The sequence below is a fragment of the Cohnella hashimotonis genome, from assembly GCF_030014955.1.
Lineage (GTDB): Bacteria > Bacillota > Bacilli > Paenibacillales > Paenibacillaceae > Cohnella > Cohnella hashimotonis.
In genome coordinates this window covers 1,992,972-2,011,119 of the sequence record NZ_JAGRPV010000001.1, presented here as the reverse complement: position 1 = coordinate 2,011,119, position 18,148 = coordinate 1,992,972, and the positions used below count along the sequence as shown (strand labels likewise).

Below are 18,148 nucleotides of genomic sequence, written 5' to 3'. Positions count from 1 at the left end.
GCTATTCGGCCGCGCTTGCTGACGCTCCGGATTTGTCGGCGTACTCGCCAAGGCGGCTTACCACCTGATGATAGTCGTCGCTGCCTTCGCCCAACGGCAAACCTTCCCGCAGTCTTCGCAGTTCTTCGGGCGACAAACCGCTCTCCAGCGCCTTGACATCCATGTGGAAAAAGGTGCGGATGACCTTGTCCTTTTTCACGGGTCCGTCGAATAGAGATAGGTTGCCGCCCCTGTCCAGACCGATTCTGGCCGATGTTTTGCAGGACGCCGACAGGTCGTCCACCGACTCCCGCATGATAATCCTGTCCGCGTCCTGGAGCGTCGCGGTCCATTCGCGATGCGCCTTGAGCAAATCCATCGCTTCCGTCGAGGAGAACGAACCGAGCCGCCGGATTTCCTCTCCGCATACGTACATGCGCTGCAGCACGACCTCGACTTTGCCCTCGAGGCCCGCAAGTGCGGCGATCGCCCGCCCCCGCTCGGAGTCGGGGCCTTCGAAAGACAGGTACGAAGACCGGTTGTCGAGCCATACGGCCTCGGCGTCCGTCATGGCGCCGCTCTGACGCTCCTCGCGCTCAAAGCGGGGCTGGATAACGGCCAGCGCCGCTGCCGCCGTCAATACGGCGGCAGCCCAAATGCCGAGGGACCACGCCAGACGCTTGTTCCGCTTTAATCGCTTCTTCCAATGACGAATCCGATTACCGAGCACCGGGATCCCTTCTTTTCCGTTTTAACCCTATTGTGGTCCCGGGCTCGTCGGGTTATTCATCAAAGCCTACCATTTGATCCAAGGAAGGCTCTTTCCGTTCTTTGGAGCGGAAGCGACGCGCGCCTGATTTTTGCCTGCGGAGGAAGATGCTACGCGCTTCGCCGATCCCGCGCCGGAACCGGAGGCTCCTTGCCGCTGCGCGGAGGAACGGGCGGTCTTGGCGACGCCGATCTTGGGTTTGGCTGCTACTTCGCTCTCGCCATCGTCCCCGAAGCGATCGACTTCCGAAAAGCGTTCCGATTCGTTTTCCGCCGATGCGTACGCCAGGTCCTTGTTGGACGTGTCGACGGCGCTGCCGGCCAACGGATACTGCACGAAGCCGAAGCCGTCCCGGTAAGGCAGCGAATATTCGGATACGAACGGCTGCGTACCGTAACCCGCTGTCAGCGGAAATCGCGAATCATAGCCATAGCCGTAGGGAACCGCAGCGGGACCGACGGCAGCCGGCGATACGGCGCCGGGCGAGAAGGAATTCGCGACATAGCCCGTTGATGCAGGAGAGACGGCACTCGGAGCATAGCCCGTCGATGCAGGAGAGACGGCATTCGGAGCATAGCCGGAATAAGCGGGAGAAACGGCCGTTTGAACCGGCAGGACGCCGCTCGGATAGCCGTAGCCGGACGTTTGCGCCGCGTTTACCGCGGCTGCTGGAGAGACCGGGGTACCTGCGCACGGATGGCACGGCGCCTGGCCCCATCCGGTCTGCAGGCCGCCAAGGCCGCCCAGCTGCCCCGGAATGCCGCCTTCGAGACCGCCCAGATAACCGGGGAGACCGCCGTTCAAGCCGCCCAGATGGCCCGGAATGCCGCCTTCGATGCCGCCAAGCTGTCCGGGAATGCCTCCCTCGATACCGCCCAGATGACCTGGAATACCCCCTTCAAGTCCGCCGAGATGGCCCGGAATACCCCCGTTCAGGCTCCCGAGGTTGCCGGGGATGCCGCCTGTGAGGCCGCCGATTTGGCCGGGAATGCCGCCTTCAAGACCTCCAAGATGCCCCGGAATGCCGCCTTCGAGTCCGCCGATGTATCCTGGATATGCGGGTATGCCTCCGACGAGCGGGCCGATGCCCTCCGCGCAAGGCACGCCGCCATAAGGCTGCGTCGCTGCGGGAGATACTGCGGTGCCGTAACCGTTATAGCTGTGGACAGCGGCGGGACTAACCGCGCCATAGCTGTTGGGCATGGCGGTCGCAGGACTAACCGCGCCATAGCTGCTAGGCATGGCGGTCGCGGGACTGATTGCGCCATAGCTGTTGGGCATGGCGGTAGCAGGACTGACGGCGCTGTAACTATTCGTTTTGGCAGCTGCCGGACTGACGTCGCCATAATTATAGGGCATGGCGGTCTCAGGACTGACGGAGGTATGCTGGCTTTGACCGTAGCCGTATCCATAGGTGGCGGCCGGCAGCACGGCCGGCCCCGTCGAGACTGGCGACACAGCTTCCTGCCCGTGCCCGTAACCCGCGTGACCGTAACCGACCGGCACCGTCGAAGCTTCGACGGCAGGCTGGGGCATTTGCAGGAACAGGTCTGTCGATTGCTGGTACGTCGTCATGTACACCGGATACTGCTCGTGCACCGGCTGCACCGGAGGGGCGGGCGGCATAGGCGGAGGCATCTGCACTTCGACAGGCGCCGTAACTTGCGGCTGCTCCACGATCGGCATAGGCGCCGTGCTGGGCTTTTCCGTTACGGCCGGCATGACTGCAGTGCTCGGCTTTTCCGTCGCGCCGGGCATGACCGCGGTGCTGGGCTTTTCTCCAGCAGCCGGCATGACGCCTGTTTCCGGTTTGCCATGATGATGGTGATGTTGCTGCATTTCTTCCGACGCGCCCGAGCCTTCCGCAGGCAGCTTCGGAATGTGGACGACTTGGCCCGTCATAAGCGCGCTCGGATTGACAATCTGCGGATTGGCCGCAATCAGGTCCGCGAGTGGCACTTGGTACGTCTTGGACAGCTTCCACATCGTATCGCCCTGCTGGATCGTATAATCCTGAGCGATCTCGTACTGTTTTTGGCCCGGCTTCGGTATGCGTATCTTGGCGCCTACCTCGATCTCGTCCGGATTCGCGATGTCCGTGTTGGCAGCGATCAGCTCGTCAAGAGACAAGCCGTATTTCTTAGCCAAGTTGTACAGCGTGTCACCGCTTTTGGCGATATGGATCTTCACTCGGTTCCCTCCCGGTGGCTGAACTCTCGCGTGCAGGCTGCCGCCCCCGCGCAATCCTTACATCCTATGCAGCAGCTGGGCATTTGACATCCCTTCGGCAAAAAAACATAGGCGAACCGGAATGTTGCGCTCCGGTTCGCCTATGCACGCGCCGGCAATCGCCGGCAGCCTGGATCTCTATCGTTCGTCCGCCTCATTCGGCGGTTCGGGCTGGCCTTTGAGTCGGCCCGACTTGCGGAGCGCCTCCCGCAGCAGGTACTCCATATGCGCATTGACGCTGCGGAACTCATCCGCCGCCCAACGCTCTAGCGCGGCGTAGATCTCGGGATCGAGTCGAAGGGGATAGGCCTTCTTCGGTCTGGATGACATCGTCGCGCATCCTTAGCCGTAGAGCGTGCCCGTGTTGATGACCGGCGTCGCCGCACGGTCGGACACGACCGCGACCATCAGATTGTTGATCATTGCCGCGCGCCGCTCCGCGTCGAGCTCGATCCCGTTTTGTACGAGCTGCCGCAGTGCGGCATCCACCATAAATACGGCGCCTTCGACGATCTTCGCCCGGGCTGCGATGATGGCGATCGCCTGCTGTCGTTGCAGCATGGCGCTCGCAATCTCTGGGGCGTAAGCCAGATGGGTCAAGCGCGTCTCGAGCACTTCGATGCCGGCGACATGAAGCCTGTTCTGCAGCTCCGCCGACAGTTCCGAAGCCACCTCGTCCGAATTGCCGCGCAGCGACTGGCTCGGCTCGTCGGTAAACGTGTCGTAAGCGTATTTGGCTGCCGTATGCCGAATCGACGTCTCGCTCGTCAGCTCCACGAACCGTTCGTAGTCGTCCACATCGAACACCGCTCTGGCCGTATCCGAGACGCGGAATACGACGACGGCCCCGATTTCGATCGGATTGCCCTCCGCATCGTTCACCTTCAGCGTATTGCTCGTGAAGTTGCGAACTTTGAGCGATACCCGTCTCTTAACGGTAAACGGAAGCACCATCCACAGACCGCTGCGGGAAACCGTGCCGATGTAGCTTCCGAAAAAGGTGATGACCTTCGCCTGGTTCGGCTGCACGATCGTAAGCGAACTGAGCACGACCATTGCGACCAGAAGCAGTATGACGCCAAGACCGATTAGGCCGCCTTCCGGCTCCGCCTGATCGCCCCCGATCACGATCAGCGCGATACCGCCGGCAAGAGAGGCCAGACATAACAACAAAGCCAAAAATCCATTCATATGCCAAGCGCGTTTTTCCTTCATAGCGGCTTCTCCCATTCAATTTGATTTTATTTTTATATTATTATGATATCACTTTTGTAATCTTATGTAAATGTCGCAATCACACGTGGACACAAATGCCAATAGTCGCTTGGTTGATCGCGCCGCTGTCCGCTTCGTAGACGAGCTGCGAGAGGCGTCCATTGATAAGCGCCTTCGCGGATTCGCAAAAAAAAGACGCCGCCCGCATGGCGAGCGCCGCCTCTTTCATGCCATTATTCGTAAACTTTGACGCCTTCGACCGTAACGATCTTGCGGAACTCGTCCAGCAGCCGGCTGGTCAGAGGTCCTGCGCGGCCTTCGCCGATGATTCGTCCGTCCACTTCGCGCACGGCGATGACTTCTGCAGCGGTGCCAGTGAAAAAGACCTCGTCGGCCGTGTATACGTCATGCAGCGTGAACGGCTCCTCCCGCAGCGGCAGACCCAGCTTCGCGCACAGTTCGATGATCGCGCCCCGTGTAATGCCCTCGAGCGCGCCGATATAACAAGGCGGCGTATAGACGACGCCTCTTTTCACGATAAAAATATTGTCGCTCGAACCCTCGGCCACATATCCTTGCGAGTTGAGCATGATCGCCTCGCCGACGCCCGCCAGATTCGCCTGGATTTTCACCAGAATGTTGTTCAAGTAGTTCAGCGACTTGATCTTCGGATTAAGCGCATCCGGCAAATTGCGGCGCGGGCTGACCGATACCGAGCGCAGTCCGTCCCGGTACGCCTCCTCCGGATAGATCGCGAGCTGCTCCACGATTATAACGACGAACGCTTCCGGACAACGGAGCGGATCGAGTCCGAGATTGCCCGGCCCGCGGGAGACGATGAGCCTGATGTAGCCGTCGCGCAGACCATTGCGCCGGATCGTCTCGCATAGCGCGTCTTCCATCTGCGTCATGCTGAGCGGCATGTTAAGCATGATCGATTTGGCCGAATCGTATAGGCGGTCCAGGTGCTCCCGGCATCGGAAGATATTCCCTCCGTAGATGCGGATTCCTTCGAAAATGCCGTCCCCGTACAGGAAGCCGTGATCATAGACCGAAATCTTGGCATCTTCCTTTTTCACATATTGCCCGTTCAGATAAATCCATTGCTCAGACATGCCTTGGGACACCTCCGAAAATGTTCAACCTTCGAATGGGAAACTGGGATAAGAGCCAAGAATGCGCACCTGGCAGCCGATCGCCTCGATCTCCGCGATGGCCGCCGGCAGCAGGACCGTGTCGAGCGACATTTCGATGTCGATCCAGAAATAGTAGCTGCCAAGCTTCTTCTTCGTCGGACGCGACTCGATTCGCGACAGGTTGATCCTCCGCCACGAAAACGCCGACAGCACTTGATGCAGCGCGCCCGGATAATCTTCGGGCAGCGTAATCAGTATGCTCGTCTTGTACTTCGGCTCTGCAACCGGTTCGTATACGCGATGACCGACGAGTAGAAATCGCGTGTAATTGTTGTCGTGGTCGGTCACGGCCTCCTGCAGCAGGTCCAAACCGTAATCAGCCGCAGCCGTGCCCGTACCGATCGCAGCCCAGCCCCGCCCCGGATTGTCGTGTACGGTGCGGATCGCTTCGGCCGTGCTCGAGAGCGTCTCCAGCTCCGCGTGCGGGATGTGCGCACGAATAAACTCGTAGCATTGCGCCATCGCTACCGGATGGCTGAAAATTTTGACGATCTTGGCCGGATCCCAGGCGCCTGACGGTTCCTGCTCTCCTTGACCGTCCGCTGCCAGCTCGCCCAGTCGCCCGACCAGATTCTGTACGGCAGGAAATACCCACTCCGCCCGGATCGGCAGCTCGACTTCGTGCACGAGCCAATCCGTATGGAGGCTGACGGAGCCGTCGATCGTATTCTCGATCGGGATGACGCTCCAGTCCGTCGTGCCGCCGTCCGTCGACTTGAAGACGTCCGCGATCATCTTGTGATAGCGAAGCTCGACCTCGCGGTCGCGGAAAAAGTAGCGGGCCGCCTCGTCGGAAAACGTCCCCTTCGGGAGCACCGCTGCGCTCGGTACGCGATTCAAGGCCGCACCTCCGTTCCTATCCGGGAAGACAATACGGCGTCAGGCGCCGAGGCGAAATCCGCATCGCCCGCTTGCAGAAGCCGAACCAACGGTCCGGTCAGATCGGGGATAAGCCAGCGAAGCTCCGCTTGAACTCCGGCCTCCGCCAGCGCCTCGCGAACGAAGGACTCGAGTCCCTGAACGTCCGCGTTCGCTTCGGCAAGCGCGAGCAGCGTCGGCCCCGCGCCTGACAGCACCGCGCCGAGCGCGCCATGCTCGGGCGCTTCGCGCAGCACGCGCTCCATGCCCGGAATGAGCGGCGCACGGTATGGCTGGTGCAGCTTGTCCCGCAAGGCATGGCGCAGCACGTCGAGCCTGCCCGTTGCGAGCGCCGCCGTCAGCAGCGAACTGTGCGCCACGTTGAATACCGCGTCTTCCCGCGCCACCTGCCGGGGCAGCACGCCGCGAGCGGACTTGGTCGCCAGCTCGAATGCCGGAATCGCCGCCAGGAAGCGCAAAGCTGCGGGCGGGTCGAAACGAACCGCTTCGGCCCGATGCCCGTCCCATGCCGCTGCAATCATGCCTCCATAGATCGAAGCGCCGACGTTGTCCGGATGCTTCTCGAGAGCCGTCGCCATCTGGAACAGCTCGTCTTGCGTCAGCCGCTCGCCGATCAGTGCATTGGCCGCCACCAGCGCGCCGACGATTGCCGACGCGCTGCTGCCAAGGCCGCGCGTCAGCGGGATGTCGCTGCGAATGCCGATCGCCAGCTCCGGAAGCTCGACGCCCGCCTTGGCGAATACAGACTGCGCGACCTCGTAGATCAGATTGCTCTTGTCCCGCGCGACGCCTTCAAGATGATCGCCGTGCAGCGTCACGACAGTCCGCTCCGCCGGCGCCAGATCGACCCAGGCGTAAAGCGACAGCGCCATGCCCAAGCTGTCGAAGCCCGGTCCGAGATTCGCGGTGCTTGCGGGTACGCGGACGACGACGCGGTCGGCCGCGGGACGTGTTGCCTTTTCCGTCATTGTACTTCTTTCCCCTCTCCCCGATTCAGTGCCGCAGCCGCTTGATCAGCCCTCTACGCGATAGACGCTCTTGATCGTCTTGACCGCAGGCAGCTCTTCGAATGCCTTTTGCACGGCCTTCATCGAAGCCTTGTCTGCGGCGTGCGTAGAAATAATCAGCTGCGCGCCCTGCTGGTCAGGCGTGACGGGCTGCATGACGGATTCGATGCTGACGTCGAACTTCGAGAAAACCTGCGCGATCTGCATCAATACGCCCGCCCGGTCTTCGACATGCAGCAGCATAAAGTACTTCGAAGCGATTTGCTCGTCGGTCTTAAGCTTCTTTTCCTTGTAAGAAAGGGAGGCTTGCCGTCCGTTGACGCCGAGCTTCATGTTCTTGACGACGGCCACGAGATCCGCCACGATAGATGTCGCGGTCGGCATCTCGCCGGCGCCAGGTCCGTAGAACATCGTCTCGCCCACCGCTTCGCCGTGCACGTAGACGGCGTTGAACACGCCGTTGACGGAGGCGATCGGATGGCTGCGACGCACGAGCGTCGGCTGCACGCTGACGCTGATATAATCGTCCTGCCGCTCGGCGATGCCGAGCAGCTTGATCTCGCAGCCGAGCTGATGCGCGTAACGGATGTCCTCCTGCGTGACGGCGCTGATGCCTCGCACGTCCACGTCCTCCAGCGCCACGTTCGCTCGGAAGCCGAGCGTAGACAAGATCGTCATCTTGCGCGCGGCGTCGAGTCCTTCGACGTCGGAAGTCGGATCGGCCTCCGCATAGCCGAGCGCCTGCGCTTCCTTCAGAACGTCCTGATAGTCGGCGCCCTCTTGACTCATCTTGGTCAAAATATAATTGGTCGTCCCATTGACGATGCCCATGATTTTCGTAATCCGGTCCGAAGAAAAGCCTTCGATGAGCGTCCGGATAATCGGGATGCCGCCGGCCACGCTCGCTTCGTAAAACACGTCGCAGCCCTTCTCCTTGGCCTTAGCCAGAATCTCCTGACCGTGAAGCGCCATCAGATCCTTGTTGGCGGTGACGATATGCTTGCCCCGCTCCAGCGCCTCGAGCAGCAGCTCCTTGGTGGCGCCAACGCCGCCCATAACTTCGACGATGATGTCGATCTCCTCGTCGCGTACGAGCTCCCACGGATCCTCGGTCAGCTTCGACGCATCGATGGCCACGCTGCGCGACTTGGACGCATCCTTGACCAGAATCTTCGCGATCTCGATCGGCGAGGCAACCTGGCTCTGAAGATCCGCCTGATGGCCCTCCACGATTCGGACGACGCCGGTGCCTACGGTGCCCAATCCCATCAATCCAACTTTTACCGGCTTCATAGCTCTTCTCCTCCGCTTCATGCTCTGCGAGTTCTTATTACGCATAGGCTGCACCGCTTTGGTCAACTGCGGCCGACGACGGACGCGCGCCGAACGCCGTCCAGCGCCTTCAGCCGCTCGACCAATTCGCCGATGCCGCCGGTCATTTGCGCCGCATCGATCGTTACGACGACGTTCGCCAAGCCTTGCAGCGGGATCGACTGCGTGATCGTAAGCACGTTGCCCCCGCTGTCCGCAAGCAGCGCCAGCATCCGGGACAGAATCCCCGACCGATGCTCCAGATCGATCGACAGCGTCGCGATCGACTCCCGCGCAGTCTGGTCGAGCGGATATACGCCGTCTTTGTACTTGTAAAAAGCACTCCGGCTAATGCCAGCCCGCTCGGCCGCTTCATTAATCGTCGCCGCTTCGCCGCGCCGCAGCATCGCCTTCGCCTGCTCGGCCTTGCGCATGCCTTCGGGCAGCAGATCCTCGCGAACCGCGTAATATTGCTCCGCCATTCCCCGTCCTCCTAGGAAAGACGCATGTTTGTGTATAGTGGACATTATATCCGATCGGCACCGGGGCGGCAATAGTTGAATGGCATAAAAAAAGCCTTATCTCCCGCCGCGCTAACGCCGGCTGGCGATAAGGCTCCGTGCCAGTCGCTTCCAAGCGGCCGCCAAGCGCTTATTCGTCTTCGTACAAGTACTCTTCCTCGCCGCCTTCGAAAAACTCGAACTCGAAGTCGCCGATCCGAATGATATTGCCGTTTTTGGCTCCGCGCTTGCGCAGATCCGCGTCCAGTCCGATCTTGCGCATGATGCGCGCGAAGCGCATGACCGCTTCGTACGAGCCGAACTGCGTCCGCCTTAGCAGGCGCTCGATCGATTCGCCTTCGACGACGAACGTCTCGTTGTCCCGGGAGATCGTATAGTCGTGCACTTCCTCCCGGTGTTCCAGCCGGTAGACGACGCCTTCTGCCTCTTCTGCCTCTCTTGCCTCCTGCGCGGCCAACTCCGCCGGATCCGGTGCCGTTGCCAGCACTTCGGCCGTCTTGTACAGAAGCTCCGGCACGCCGGCTCGCGTGAGCGAGGAGATCGGATACACTTCGATATCGGAACGAACTTCCGCGAGCTTGGCCTTGAACGCCGCCAGGTTCTCTTCGGATTCGGGCATGTCCATCTTGTTCGCCGCGACGATCTGCGGTCGCTCGGTCAGCTTAAGATTGTAAAGCTTGAGCTCTTCGTTGATCTTGACCCAGTCTTCAAAAGGATCGCGCCCTTCGAGCCCGGACATATCTACGACATGCACGATAACGCGAGTCCGCTCCACATGCCGCAGAAACTCGTGGCCGAGCCCGACGCCCGCATGCGCGCCTTCGATCAGACCGGGCAAATCGGCCATGACGAAGCTGCTGTCGTCGCCAAGCTCGACGACGCCGAGGTTCGGCGTCAGCGTCGTGAAGTGATACGCGCCGATCTTCGGACGCGCGCCCGATACGACCGACAGGAGCGTAGATTTGCCCACGCTCGGAAATCCGACGAGACCGACGTCCGCCATGACCTTCAGTTCCAGCGTCACCCAACGCTCCTTGCCTTCTTCGCCGTTTTCGGCGATGGCCGGCGCCGTGTTGACGGAACTCTTGAAGCGCGTATTGCCTCTGCCGCCACGGCCGCCCTTGGCGATGACAACCGCCTGGCCGTGCTGCGTCAGGTCGGCGATCATCTCGCCCGTGTCGTCGTCGTAAACGACCGTACCCGGAGGCACGCGCACGATCATGTCGTCGGCGTTGGCGCCGTGCTGGGACTTGTTGCGGCCTTTTTCGCCGCGCGTGGCCTTAAAGTGTTTTTGGTACCGGAAGTCCATAAGCGTACGGAGTCCTTCGTCGACCTGGAACACGACGTCGCCGCCGTCCCCGCCGTCCCCGCCCGCGGGCCCGCCTTCGGGCACGTACAGCTCCCTGCGGAATGCGACGAGCCCGTCGCCGCCGTCCCCGCCTTTGACATAAATTTTCGCCTTGTCTACAAACATGTTGTGATCACTCTCGTTTCCGCTTCGATGAGCAGGCAATCTGAAATAGCATTCAATCGAACGGCACGACGACCGTCAGCTTGCGCGCATCGTCTTCCTCGTCCCCTTCAACCGGCGCGGACAGCCGCGCCCCGTCCGGCAGCGACTGCGATACGTCCTCGCGCAGGCTGCTCCAGGCGGACCAGGCGCCTTCATAAATCGTTGCGATACGCAGCTCGCCGCTTGCCTCCAAGAAGACGATGCGGAGCATGTTCTCCTCGGCCGTAGCGGCCGACGCGCGGACCCGGTAGGCATTGATCAGTCCGATCGCCGCCCGCATGACGCGCTCCGGACCCGCCGATACGACGCAGGACGCCTGCAGATGCTCGTCTACGCGGGCATCCAGCGTCATCGTATCGCAGAACGTCCGAAAGGAGAGCAGGTACGCGGACAGCTCCGGACTTCCGAGACGCGATATGCGGCTGTCGCGCTCCATGTCTTCCTTTATTCTGTCCACGACCGCGATCGCCTTATCGATTTTTTGCATGCGCAGGTATCCGTATAAAATTTGCAGCTCGTTCATCCAGTCGTGACGATGGTGGCTCAGCGTACCCACAAGGTCCTGGCGCGACTTGACGATGTCTCTCGAGGCGCGCTCTGCCAGTCTGTCCGTCTCCCGCCTGTAGGCACGCCGACAGGCAATGCCTGCGACCAAGGCAGCGGCGAACGCCCAAACGAGAAAGAGCACGATCGGCCACCACTGATCCCGCCACGCCACGACCGCACAAGCCGGGACCAGGAGCGTCGCAGCCGCAAGCATTAAGCCGTCGATTTTTTGTCTGGGCATCATTACTTTTCCCCGCTTTGGATACAGCCGACGCAGGCTGCCTTCTGAATGGCAGAAGATGTATTCGTGTGCGTCTACGCAAAAACCCCGGCCACTACGCGCGGCCGGGGTTCTGGATGTCGATTATTCAAGTGCGGCGGCGACAGGCGCCACCGGAGCCGGATAGACGCTAACTTTCTTGCGATCGCGTCCCCAGCGCTCGAACTTCACGACGCCTTCGACAAGAGCGAACAGCGTATCGTCCTTGCCAATGCCGACGTTGTTGCCCGGGTGAATCTTCGTGCCGCGTTGGCGTACGAGGATCGTGCCGCCCGTAACGGCTTGGCCGTCAGCGCGCTTCGCGCCCAGACGCTTGGATTGGCTATCGCGTCCGTTCTTCGTGGAACCTACGCCCTTCTTCGAAGCGAAGAGCTGAAGATTGAGCTTCAACATGGTGTCAACCTCCTTCTGTGCTTAATTATTGCTTGAGCCGAACGTGCTTCGCATATTCCTCGGCGATGTCCTCGAGCGCGACGACCATCCCTTCCAGCAGAAGCTGGACCCGTTCGGAATCGACGCCCTCGGGAGGCATATCCGCGGAGAGAAAGCCCGACTTCACCTTCGCCTTCGGCACGATGCCGGTCAGGCGCTCGATAGCGTTGACCGCCCCGACCGTAACGGCCGACACGCCAGCGCATACGATATCCTTACCCGGATCGTCGTATCCCGCATGACCGGACACTTCGAAGGACTTGATCCGCTGCCGCTCGTCGCGGCGAATGTCGATCTTGATCATCCTGCGCCTCTTAAGCCTGAATGCTCTCGATCGTCACCTTGGTGTACGGTTGGCGATGGCCTTGCTTCTTGCGTTCGTTCTTCTTCGGTTTATAGTGGAAGACGATGATCTTCTCGCCCTTGACGTGCTTCTCAACCTTGCCCGTCACGCTTGCGCCGGACAGAAGCGGAGCTCCGGTAACGAAGCCCTTGTCGCTGGATACGGCCAGAACCTTGTCAAACGTAACGCTGTCGCCTTCGCCTGCGGAGAGCTTCTCCACGAAGATGACGTCGCCGGCTTGAACCTTGTATTGCTTGCCGCCAGTCTCGATAATCGCGTACATGTGTGCACCTCCCTCATTCTAAGACTCGCCTCATGGGGTGCCGGCCGCTCGTGCGTCCGGTCTTCGATACCCTTTGGAGTGCGGTTGTAGCTTGCAATTGACAGGAGCCCATTGCACGCACTAGAGTATTCTACCACAAGCGTACGCCTGTGGCAACCTGTTTATGGTTCGCCTCAACGCACGTACGTTCTGCCCGTTCCTTTGCAGGCGATGCATGTCTCGTAAAAATAACTCATCAGATCCGCGCGGGTCTTCTTTCTCGTAATCTCCAGCAAACCAAGCCTTGTCCAGCCAACGACCTGGCATTTGGTCCGGTCGAGCCGCATCGTCTCCTCGATCCGGTCGACCACCCGCTTGCGATGCTCCTCGTCCGTCATATCGATGAAATCGACGATGACGATGCCGCCGATGTCCCTCAGGCGGAGCAGTCTCGCGATCTCGGCGGCAGCCTCGAGATTCGTCTGGAAGACCGTCTCCTCCAGGTCGATCGCCCCCGTGTACCTGCCGGTGTTGACGTCGATGACGGTCAATGCCTCCGTAGGGTCGATAACCAGATAACCGCCGCTGCGCAGCGCCACGCGTCGCTGGAAGGCCTGATCGATCTGCGCCTTGATCCCGAAATGCTCGTACAGCGTCTGAGGTTCGGCATGCAGCCTGACGCGCTGCTCAAGATGCGGCGCCGCTTGGCGCAGATACGCCCGCGCATCTCTGTATGCGCGCTCGTCATCGACGATCAGCGCCTCCATATCGGGCTTGAAGACATCTCTTACCGTCCGCTGCACGAGCCCGAAATCCCGGTGCAGCTCCGCCGGCGCCTCGGCCGTCGCTCCCCGCTCCGATATATGGCGCCACACGTTGCGAAGTCCCTCCAGATCCCGCGCGAGCGATTCCCGGGACTCGCCCTCCGCATTGGTACGCAGGATGAGGCCTTCTCCGGCCTCCCGCAGCTCCTCGGCGAGTCCCTTGAGCCTGGCGCGCTCGTGTTCCTGTTCGATCTTTTTGGAGACGCCGACGTAGTCGGCGTACGGCATATAGACAAGGCACCGCCCCGGCAGCGAGTAGTGCGTCGTGATCCGCGCGCCTTTGCCTCCGAGCGGCTCCTTCATAATCTGAACGACGCGCCTGTCGCCCGGCTTCAGAAGCTCGGCGATGGACGGCTTGGTCTTCGGCTGGCGATCCAGATGAGGATGAAGCACGTCGTCCACGTACAGGAAGGCGTTCTTGGGGAGCCCGATGTCGACGAACGCAGCCTGCATGCCGGGCAGGACATTAACGATGCGTCCCAAATAAATGTTCCCGACCAAAGAGGTGCCTTCCGAGCGCTCGACGCTGAATTCGGTCAGCACGCCGTCTTCGAGAAGCGAGGACTGAGTCACGTTGCGCGTGCAGTGAACGAAGAGCTGCTTCATGCCTACCTCCTGGGCGAACGGTCCCCGCTTGTCCCGGAGCGAGCGCTGCCGGGCTGCGAGCGATAGCCGTTTTAACCCATTCTACATGAAAAAGCGAAAATCCGCATTCCCTTCCGTCAAGCTGCCCAAAAAGCCGTCGATGACCTGTCCCTCGGGCAGGACGCGCGAGATTTTCCCGTGATCCATCATATAGACGAGATGATAGCGCTCCTTCATGAGCAAACGGACGACGTGGGAAAGCTGGCGGTGACGCGATACGACGATCGGCTGCGCCAGCGTCCCCGAATCGATCCGGCTCGAGGAGCGTTCCGCCCGCCGGACGAGAAAGCGCAGAAAGACGAACGGCAGATTCCGCATATAAGTCCAGTTCGAGGCGAACAGAAACAAGCCGATCGCAAGTAAATTAAGATGGACAAGACCGCCGTAAAGCGGCGGGCACAAAGCGCCGAGAATGACGGCCGCGCTGAAAAGCAGGCTGATGCGGACGCTCCATACGAGCGTGCGATGGTAGGGAAAATGAAGGCAAAACCAGCACTGCAGCAGCCTGCCGCCATCCAGCGGCAGCACCGGCAGCAGATTAAACGCGGCGATCAATCCGCTCGCCCTGGCAAAATCATCGGCCCAGGCTTGATCGATCAGCCCGAAATGTCCCAGTCCCCAGGCCGCCAGCGACAGCAGCGCGTTGTATGCGGGACCCGCCGCAGCGACAAGCGCCTCCTCCCGCACCGGCACCGAACCCGCTTCCTCCGTCTCGACAACGCCTCCGAACGGCAGCAGCTTAACCTCGCGCACCTTCCAATTGAAACGGAGCGCAGTCCAAAGATGGGCAAGCTCGTGCAGCAGGACGATAAAAAAGAGCGCGATCATCTCCTGAAAGCGGCCGGTGAGCACGGAGAGCAGCATAAGAAGCACGAAGAGCGGGTGGAACCTGAAGACGATTCCCCCGAGTTTAATCAAAAGGAATCACTTCCTGCGGATCGAGCGACCTGTCGCCAAGGCGAATCGCAAAATAGAGGGTACGAGCGCCCGCGCCGTCCGCCGCCTGTCCCAATACGCCGAGCTTGCCTCCCGCCTCGACCCAGTCGTCTGCGCGCACCGACACCGCACTTACGCCCCCGTAGACAGTGACGATCCGTCCCGCATGCTGTATGAGAACAGTCGCATCTCCCTGGGAGGAAGTCGTTACCTGGATGACCCTGCCGCTGTGAACCGCATTCACCGCGCTGCCCGGATCCGCCTCGATCCTCACGCCGCTGCCGTTTTGCTTAAAAGTCTCCGCAACGCGTCCTTGAACGGGTACGACCGTCGCCTGGCCATCCCACTCTGCCGTCACTTCCTCGGCGTCGCTCGCGCCGTGGCGGAAAACCGGCAAGAAGGATGGCGAATCGCCGAACGCGCGGCCGTACCAGGCTTCGGCGGCGGAGAAATTCATGTCCTGTGTCACCGCGAGCGTCATCCACGCTTCGGCTTCTCCGCGGCCCGGCAAATCCCACTTTAGCCAGCCCCAGGCGGCACCGTATAACAGAAGGGCAACAGCCGCGCGCATGACGAATCCCCGCCGCAGTCGCGCAAGCATCCCTTGATTCTCGTAGCCGCGGCCGGGAGGCCTTCCGGCGCCCGGACCTGCCGCATCGTTGTACCAGGGAGCGATCGGTACGCTCCCTCCGTATAAACCTCCGCCTCCGACGGCAGCACCGGCCGTGCCGCTCGCAGATCCTCCAACCGATCCGCCGGCAGGGCCCCCCGCGGTTCCGCCGCTATCGTACACCCCCGATGCGCCCGCGGCTCCCCCGGCGAAAACGGAGGCTCCGGCGTTGCGCTCGTTACGAATACCGGCTCCCGCTGCGGGCAGATCCCCCAGCGTCTTCTCTCCGCTCGAACGCAAGCTGCCGATCGGGCCGGCGCCCGCGACGATTCCGTCGTTTTCGGCGCGCCGTCTCGTCTTGACGATCGGGCTCCAGGCCGCGCTCATCCGCAGCTGACGCTGCCTTTCCTTCCACCACAGCTCGGGATCGGCCTCCAGCTCCTCCGGCGAATACGGCCTGTACGCGTACGGCGCCGACGGCGCGCCGCCTCCGGAACCCGCGTCCCCCGCGGCTATTCCCGCTCGTCCCGCCTCCCGCTTGTCCGGTTTTTTCGCCATGCCGAGCCCTCCTTGTCCTCTACTTCTAACACCTTATGGCTGCAGGACAAGGAATAGACCTCATAGACCTCTGCGGACGCAAACAGCCGTCCCCGCGCCTTGGAAGAAGACGCGACGGGACGGCTGTACGGCAAAACATATTTAATCTTCGAGCGTGTATTTCTCTTGATGCGCCCTGATGCTGAATACAAGTCCGATGGACAGCATGTTGAGCAAGAGCGACGTGCCGCCGTAACTGACGAACGGAAGCGTGATGCCCGTCAGTGGCATCAGCCCGATCATCATGCCGACGTTCTGGAAAATCTGGAACACCAGCATGGAGGCGATACCGATAATGACGAACGAGCCTTTAATATCGATACACTGGTATGCGATTATAATCATCCGATAGATAAAAACGAAATACAGGAGCAGCAGCACCGCCGCGCCCTGAAAGCCGAATTCTTCCCCGACGACCACGAAGATCGAGTCCGAATACGTGTAAGGGATAAATTTGCGGTTTTTGGACTCGCCCTGCATGTACCCGTCCCCGGCCAGCCCGCCCGAACCGATGGCGATTTTGGCGTATTCGGTCTGGCGCCTTGCGTCCGCGGACGCTTCTTCGGGATGGATGTACGTGTTGATCCGCTGATACCAGTGGCCTTTGTCGTGGCCTTCCAAGTAGGTCTTGATCTCTTGGTTGTACGAATTAAACAGCGTATAAAATAGCAAAACTCCGCCTACGACGGCGGCAAGGCCGATGAGGACGTACGAATAACGCACGTTGCCGATCCAGAGCATACCGAGCACGATAAAAATATAGATGGTCGCGTTGCCGAGATCGGGCTGAATCATGACTAGCAGAAACGGAACAAAAGAGACGGCCGCGATGAGCAGCACGTCCTTGCGCATCGATAACGGATCGCCCTGCCTGCGTCCCATGAGCCAAGCAACGGTGAGAATAAGGAAAATTTTCACAACCTCTGCGGGCTGGAACTGAATGTTGCCCGGCAGCTCAAACCAGCTCTTAGCACCGTTGACCGGAGTCGCAAACAAATACACGGCAACCAGCAATACGAGTCCGAGTCCGTACCAGACGAACCACGTCTTCAGGAGCAGCCGGTAATTGAACAAGGTCGTCAGCAAAATGAGAACAAATCCGATAGCGTAAAATACAAGTTGCTGCATCGGCTTGCCGGAATATCCGGCATCGATACTCGTCGCGCTGCGCACGAGCAGCACACTGATCGCCATGAAGCCGAACAGGCACAGCAGCATGATCAGATCCATTTTTTTAAGTCGGTTAAGCAATTCAGATCAACCCATTCCGAGAAACTTGCGCATGCGCCGCAGCACGCCGGCCTTTTCGTCCAGATGCATGAGCGGCACCGTCTCGCCGAGAATGCGGCGCGCGACGTTGCGATAGGCCATCGCGGCGCGGGAGTTCGGATTCATGACCGTCGGCTCGCCTTGGTTGGCCGCCTTGATGACATCCTCGTCGTCCGGCACGATGCCGATCAGATCGATCGCCAGCACCTGGATAATATCGTCGACCTCCAGCATGTCCCCGCTCTTCAGCAGATTTGGCCGAATCCGGTTGATGATAAGCTTGGGCTGCGAAATGTTCGTTTTCTCCAGCAGTCCGATGACGCGATCGGCGTCGCGGACGGCTGCGTTTTCCGGCGTCGTTACGACGATGGCATGATCGGCGCCGGCGATCGCATTGCGGAAGCCCTGCTCGATCCCTGCCGGACAATCGATGATGACATAGTCGAAATCGGGCTTCAGTTCTTCTACGATCTTGCGTACCTGATCGGGCGAAATGTCGTTTTTGTCCTTCGTCTGCGCGGCGGGCAGCATGTAAAGCTCGTCGAAACGCTTGTCCTTCACGAGTGCCTGGTTCAGCCGGCAGCGCCCTTCCGCCACATCGATCAAATCGTAAATGATCCGGTTTTCGAGACCCATCACGACGTCGAGATTGCGAAGGCCGATGTCGGTATCGACCATGCATACCTTCTTGCCCATGAGCGCCAGGGCCGTGCCGACATTTGCGGATGTCGTCGTCTTGCCGACGCCGCCCTTGCCCGACGTCACGACTATCGCTTCACCCATCG

19 protein-coding genes and 1 other annotated feature are annotated in these 18,148 nt (G+C 60.6%); all 19 genes read right to left on the bottom strand.

Features of this window, described 5'->3' with window-relative positions; translation table 11 throughout:
- Nucleotide 1: 1 nt before the first annotated feature.
- Complete coding sequence (locus tag KB449_RS36450; protein WP_282907851.1) at nucleotides 2-709, bottom strand: BofC C-terminal domain-containing protein; 708 nt, start codon at nucleotides 707-709, stop codon at nucleotides 2-4.
- Nucleotides 710-775: 66 nt separating this feature from the next.
- Nucleotides 776-2,938: a LysM peptidoglycan-binding domain-containing protein gene (locus KB449_RS07880; RefSeq protein WP_282907850.1), complete on the bottom strand. Its 2,163-nt coding sequence runs from the start codon at nucleotides 2,936-2,938 to the stop codon at nucleotides 776-778.
- A gap of 177 nt (nucleotides 2,939-3,115) precedes the next feature.
- Nucleotides 3,116-3,307 (bottom strand): type II toxin-antitoxin system antitoxin, encoded by a 192-nt coding sequence (locus KB449_RS07875; protein WP_282907849.1) that lies wholly within the window; start codon nucleotides 3,305-3,307, stop codon nucleotides 3,116-3,118.
- Nucleotides 3,308-3,319: 12 nt separating this feature from the next.
- Nucleotides 3,320-4,192: an SPFH domain-containing protein gene (locus tag KB449_RS07870; protein WP_282907848.1), complete on the bottom strand. Its 873-nt coding sequence runs from the start codon at nucleotides 4,190-4,192 to the stop codon at nucleotides 3,320-3,322.
- Between the two features lie 233 nt (nucleotides 4,193-4,425).
- Nucleotides 4,426-5,307 (bottom strand): branched-chain-amino-acid transaminase, encoded by an 882-nt coding sequence (gene ilvE, locus KB449_RS07865; RefSeq protein WP_282907847.1) that lies wholly within the window; start codon nucleotides 5,305-5,307, stop codon nucleotides 4,426-4,428.
- Between the two features lie 24 nt (nucleotides 5,308-5,331).
- Complete coding sequence (pheA, locus tag KB449_RS07860) at nucleotides 5,332-6,228, bottom strand: prephenate dehydratase (protein WP_282907846.1); 897 nt, start codon at nucleotides 6,226-6,228, stop codon at nucleotides 5,332-5,334.
- Complete coding sequence (gene thrB / locus KB449_RS07855; RefSeq protein ID WP_282907845.1) at nucleotides 6,225-7,235, bottom strand: homoserine kinase; 1,011 nt, start codon at nucleotides 7,233-7,235, stop codon at nucleotides 6,225-6,227. Before thrB ends, pheA begins: the two co-directional genes overlap by 4 nt.
- A 45-nt stretch (nucleotides 7,236-7,280) precedes the next feature.
- Nucleotides 7,281-8,567, bottom strand: coding sequence for a homoserine dehydrogenase (locus tag KB449_RS07850; RefSeq protein ID WP_282907844.1), 1,287 nt, complete (start codon nucleotides 8,565-8,567; stop codon nucleotides 7,281-7,283).
- A 62-nt stretch (nucleotides 8,568-8,629) separates the two neighbouring features.
- A complete protein-coding gene (locus KB449_RS07845) occupies nucleotides 8,630-9,067 on the bottom strand; it encodes an ACT domain-containing protein (RefSeq protein ID WP_282907843.1) in 438 nt (145 codons plus the stop codon).
- A gap of 169 nt (nucleotides 9,068-9,236) precedes the next feature.
- On the bottom strand, nucleotides 9,237-10,580 hold the full coding sequence (obgE, locus tag KB449_RS07840) for a GTPase ObgE (protein WP_282907842.1): 1,344 nt from the start codon (nucleotides 10,578-10,580) through the stop codon (nucleotides 9,237-9,239).
- Nucleotides 10,581-10,632: 52 nt separating this feature from the next.
- Complete coding sequence (locus KB449_RS07835; protein WP_282907841.1) at nucleotides 10,633-11,406, bottom strand: Spo0B domain-containing protein; 774 nt, start codon at nucleotides 11,404-11,406, stop codon at nucleotides 10,633-10,635.
- 123 nt (nucleotides 11,407-11,529) lie between these two features.
- Nucleotides 11,530-11,838 carry a 50S ribosomal protein L27 gene (rpmA, locus tag KB449_RS07830; RefSeq protein WP_090115598.1) on the bottom strand — a complete coding sequence of 103 codons (309 nt, stop codon included), beginning with the start codon at nucleotides 11,836-11,838 and terminating at the stop codon, nucleotides 11,530-11,532.
- 25 nt (nucleotides 11,839-11,863) lie between these two features.
- The gene (locus KB449_RS07825; protein ID WP_282907840.1) at nucleotides 11,864-12,181 is read right to left on the bottom strand and encodes a ribosomal-processing cysteine protease Prp; all 318 of its coding nucleotides are present in this window, start codon (nucleotides 12,179-12,181) and stop codon (nucleotides 11,864-11,866) included.
- Nucleotides 12,182-12,191: 10 nt separating this feature from the next.
- A complete protein-coding gene (rplU, locus tag KB449_RS07820) occupies nucleotides 12,192-12,503 on the bottom strand; it encodes a 50S ribosomal protein L21 (protein ID WP_090115596.1) in 312 nt (103 codons plus the stop codon).
- Between the two features lie 11 nt (nucleotides 12,504-12,514).
- Nucleotides 12,515-12,599, bottom strand: a sequence feature (ribosomal protein L21 leader region).
- Nucleotides 12,600-12,676: 77 nt separating this feature from the next.
- Entirely contained in the window at nucleotides 12,677-13,912 is a 1,236-nt protein-coding gene (locus KB449_RS07815) for an Rne/Rng family ribonuclease (protein WP_282907839.1), read from the bottom strand.
- Nucleotides 13,913-13,993: 81 nt separating this feature from the next.
- Nucleotides 13,994-14,869 carry a M50 family metallopeptidase gene (locus KB449_RS07810; RefSeq protein ID WP_282907838.1) on the bottom strand — a complete coding sequence of 292 codons (876 nt, stop codon included), beginning with the start codon at nucleotides 14,867-14,869 and terminating at the stop codon, nucleotides 13,994-13,996.
- Nucleotides 14,862-16,055, bottom strand: coding sequence for a M23 family metallopeptidase (locus KB449_RS07805; RefSeq protein WP_282907837.1), 1,194 nt, complete (start codon nucleotides 16,053-16,055; stop codon nucleotides 14,862-14,864). Before KB449_RS07805 ends, KB449_RS07810 begins: the two co-directional genes overlap by 8 nt.
- Nucleotides 16,056-16,196: 141 nt before the next feature.
- The gene (locus tag KB449_RS07800; RefSeq protein WP_282907836.1) at nucleotides 16,197-17,345 is read right to left on the bottom strand and encodes an FtsW/RodA/SpoVE family cell cycle protein; all 1,149 of its coding nucleotides are present in this window, start codon (nucleotides 17,343-17,345) and stop codon (nucleotides 16,197-16,199) included.
- A gap of 6 nt (nucleotides 17,346-17,351) precedes the next feature.
- Nucleotides 17,352-18,146: a septum site-determining protein MinD gene (minD, locus tag KB449_RS07795; RefSeq protein ID WP_282907835.1), complete on the bottom strand. Its 795-nt coding sequence runs from the start codon at nucleotides 18,144-18,146 to the stop codon at nucleotides 17,352-17,354.
- Nucleotides 18,147-18,148: the final 2 nt, after the last annotated feature.

Excerpts from the sequence above, each read along its gene's own strand:
- thrB (WP_282907845.1), bottom strand. The coding sequence starts at position 7,235 with ATGACGGAAAAGGCAACACGTCCCGCGGCCGACCGCGTCGTCGTCCGC.
- KB449_RS07850 (WP_282907844.1), bottom strand. The coding sequence starts at position 8,567 with ATGAAGCCGGTAAAAGTTGGATTGATGGGATTGGGCACCGTAGGCACC.
- KB449_RS07875 (WP_282907849.1), bottom strand. The coding sequence starts at position 3,307 with ATGTCATCCAGACCGAAGAAGGCCTATCCCCTTCGACTCGATCCCGAG.
- rplU (WP_090115596.1), bottom strand. The coding sequence starts at position 12,503 with ATGTACGCGATTATCGAGACTGGCGGCAAGCAATACAAGGTTCAAGCC.
- KB449_RS07845 (WP_282907843.1), bottom strand. The coding sequence starts at position 9,067 with ATGGCGGAGCAATATTACGCGGTTCGCGAGGATCTGCTGCCCGAAGGC.
- KB449_RS07815 (WP_282907839.1), bottom strand. The coding sequence starts at position 13,912 with ATGAAGCAGCTCTTCGTTCACTGCACGCGCAACGTGACTCAGTCCTCG.
- rpmA (WP_090115598.1), bottom strand. The coding sequence starts at position 11,838 with ATGTTGAAGCTCAATCTTCAGCTCTTCGCTTCGAAGAAGGGCGTAGGT.
- KB449_RS07835 (WP_282907841.1), bottom strand. The coding sequence starts at position 11,406 with ATGCCCAGACAAAAAATCGACGGCTTAATGCTTGCGGCTGCGACGCTC.
- minD (WP_282907835.1), bottom strand. The coding sequence starts at position 18,146 with ATGGGTGAAGCGATAGTCGTGACGTCGGGCAAGGGCGGCGTCGGCAAG.
- KB449_RS07870 (WP_282907848.1), bottom strand. The coding sequence starts at position 4,192 with ATGAAGGAAAAACGCGCTTGGCATATGAATGGATTTTTGGCTTTGTTG.
- KB449_RS07805 (WP_282907837.1), bottom strand. The coding sequence starts at position 16,055 with ATGGCGAAAAAACCGGACAAGCGGGAGGCGGGACGAGCGGGAATAGCC.
- obgE (WP_282907842.1), bottom strand. The coding sequence starts at position 10,580 with ATGTTTGTAGACAAGGCGAAAATTTATGTCAAAGGCGGGGACGGCGGC.
- KB449_RS07825 (WP_282907840.1), bottom strand. The coding sequence starts at position 12,181 with ATGATCAAGATCGACATTCGCCGCGACGAGCGGCAGCGGATCAAGTCC.
- ilvE (WP_282907847.1), bottom strand. The coding sequence starts at position 5,307 with ATGTCTGAGCAATGGATTTATCTGAACGGGCAATATGTGAAAAAGGAA.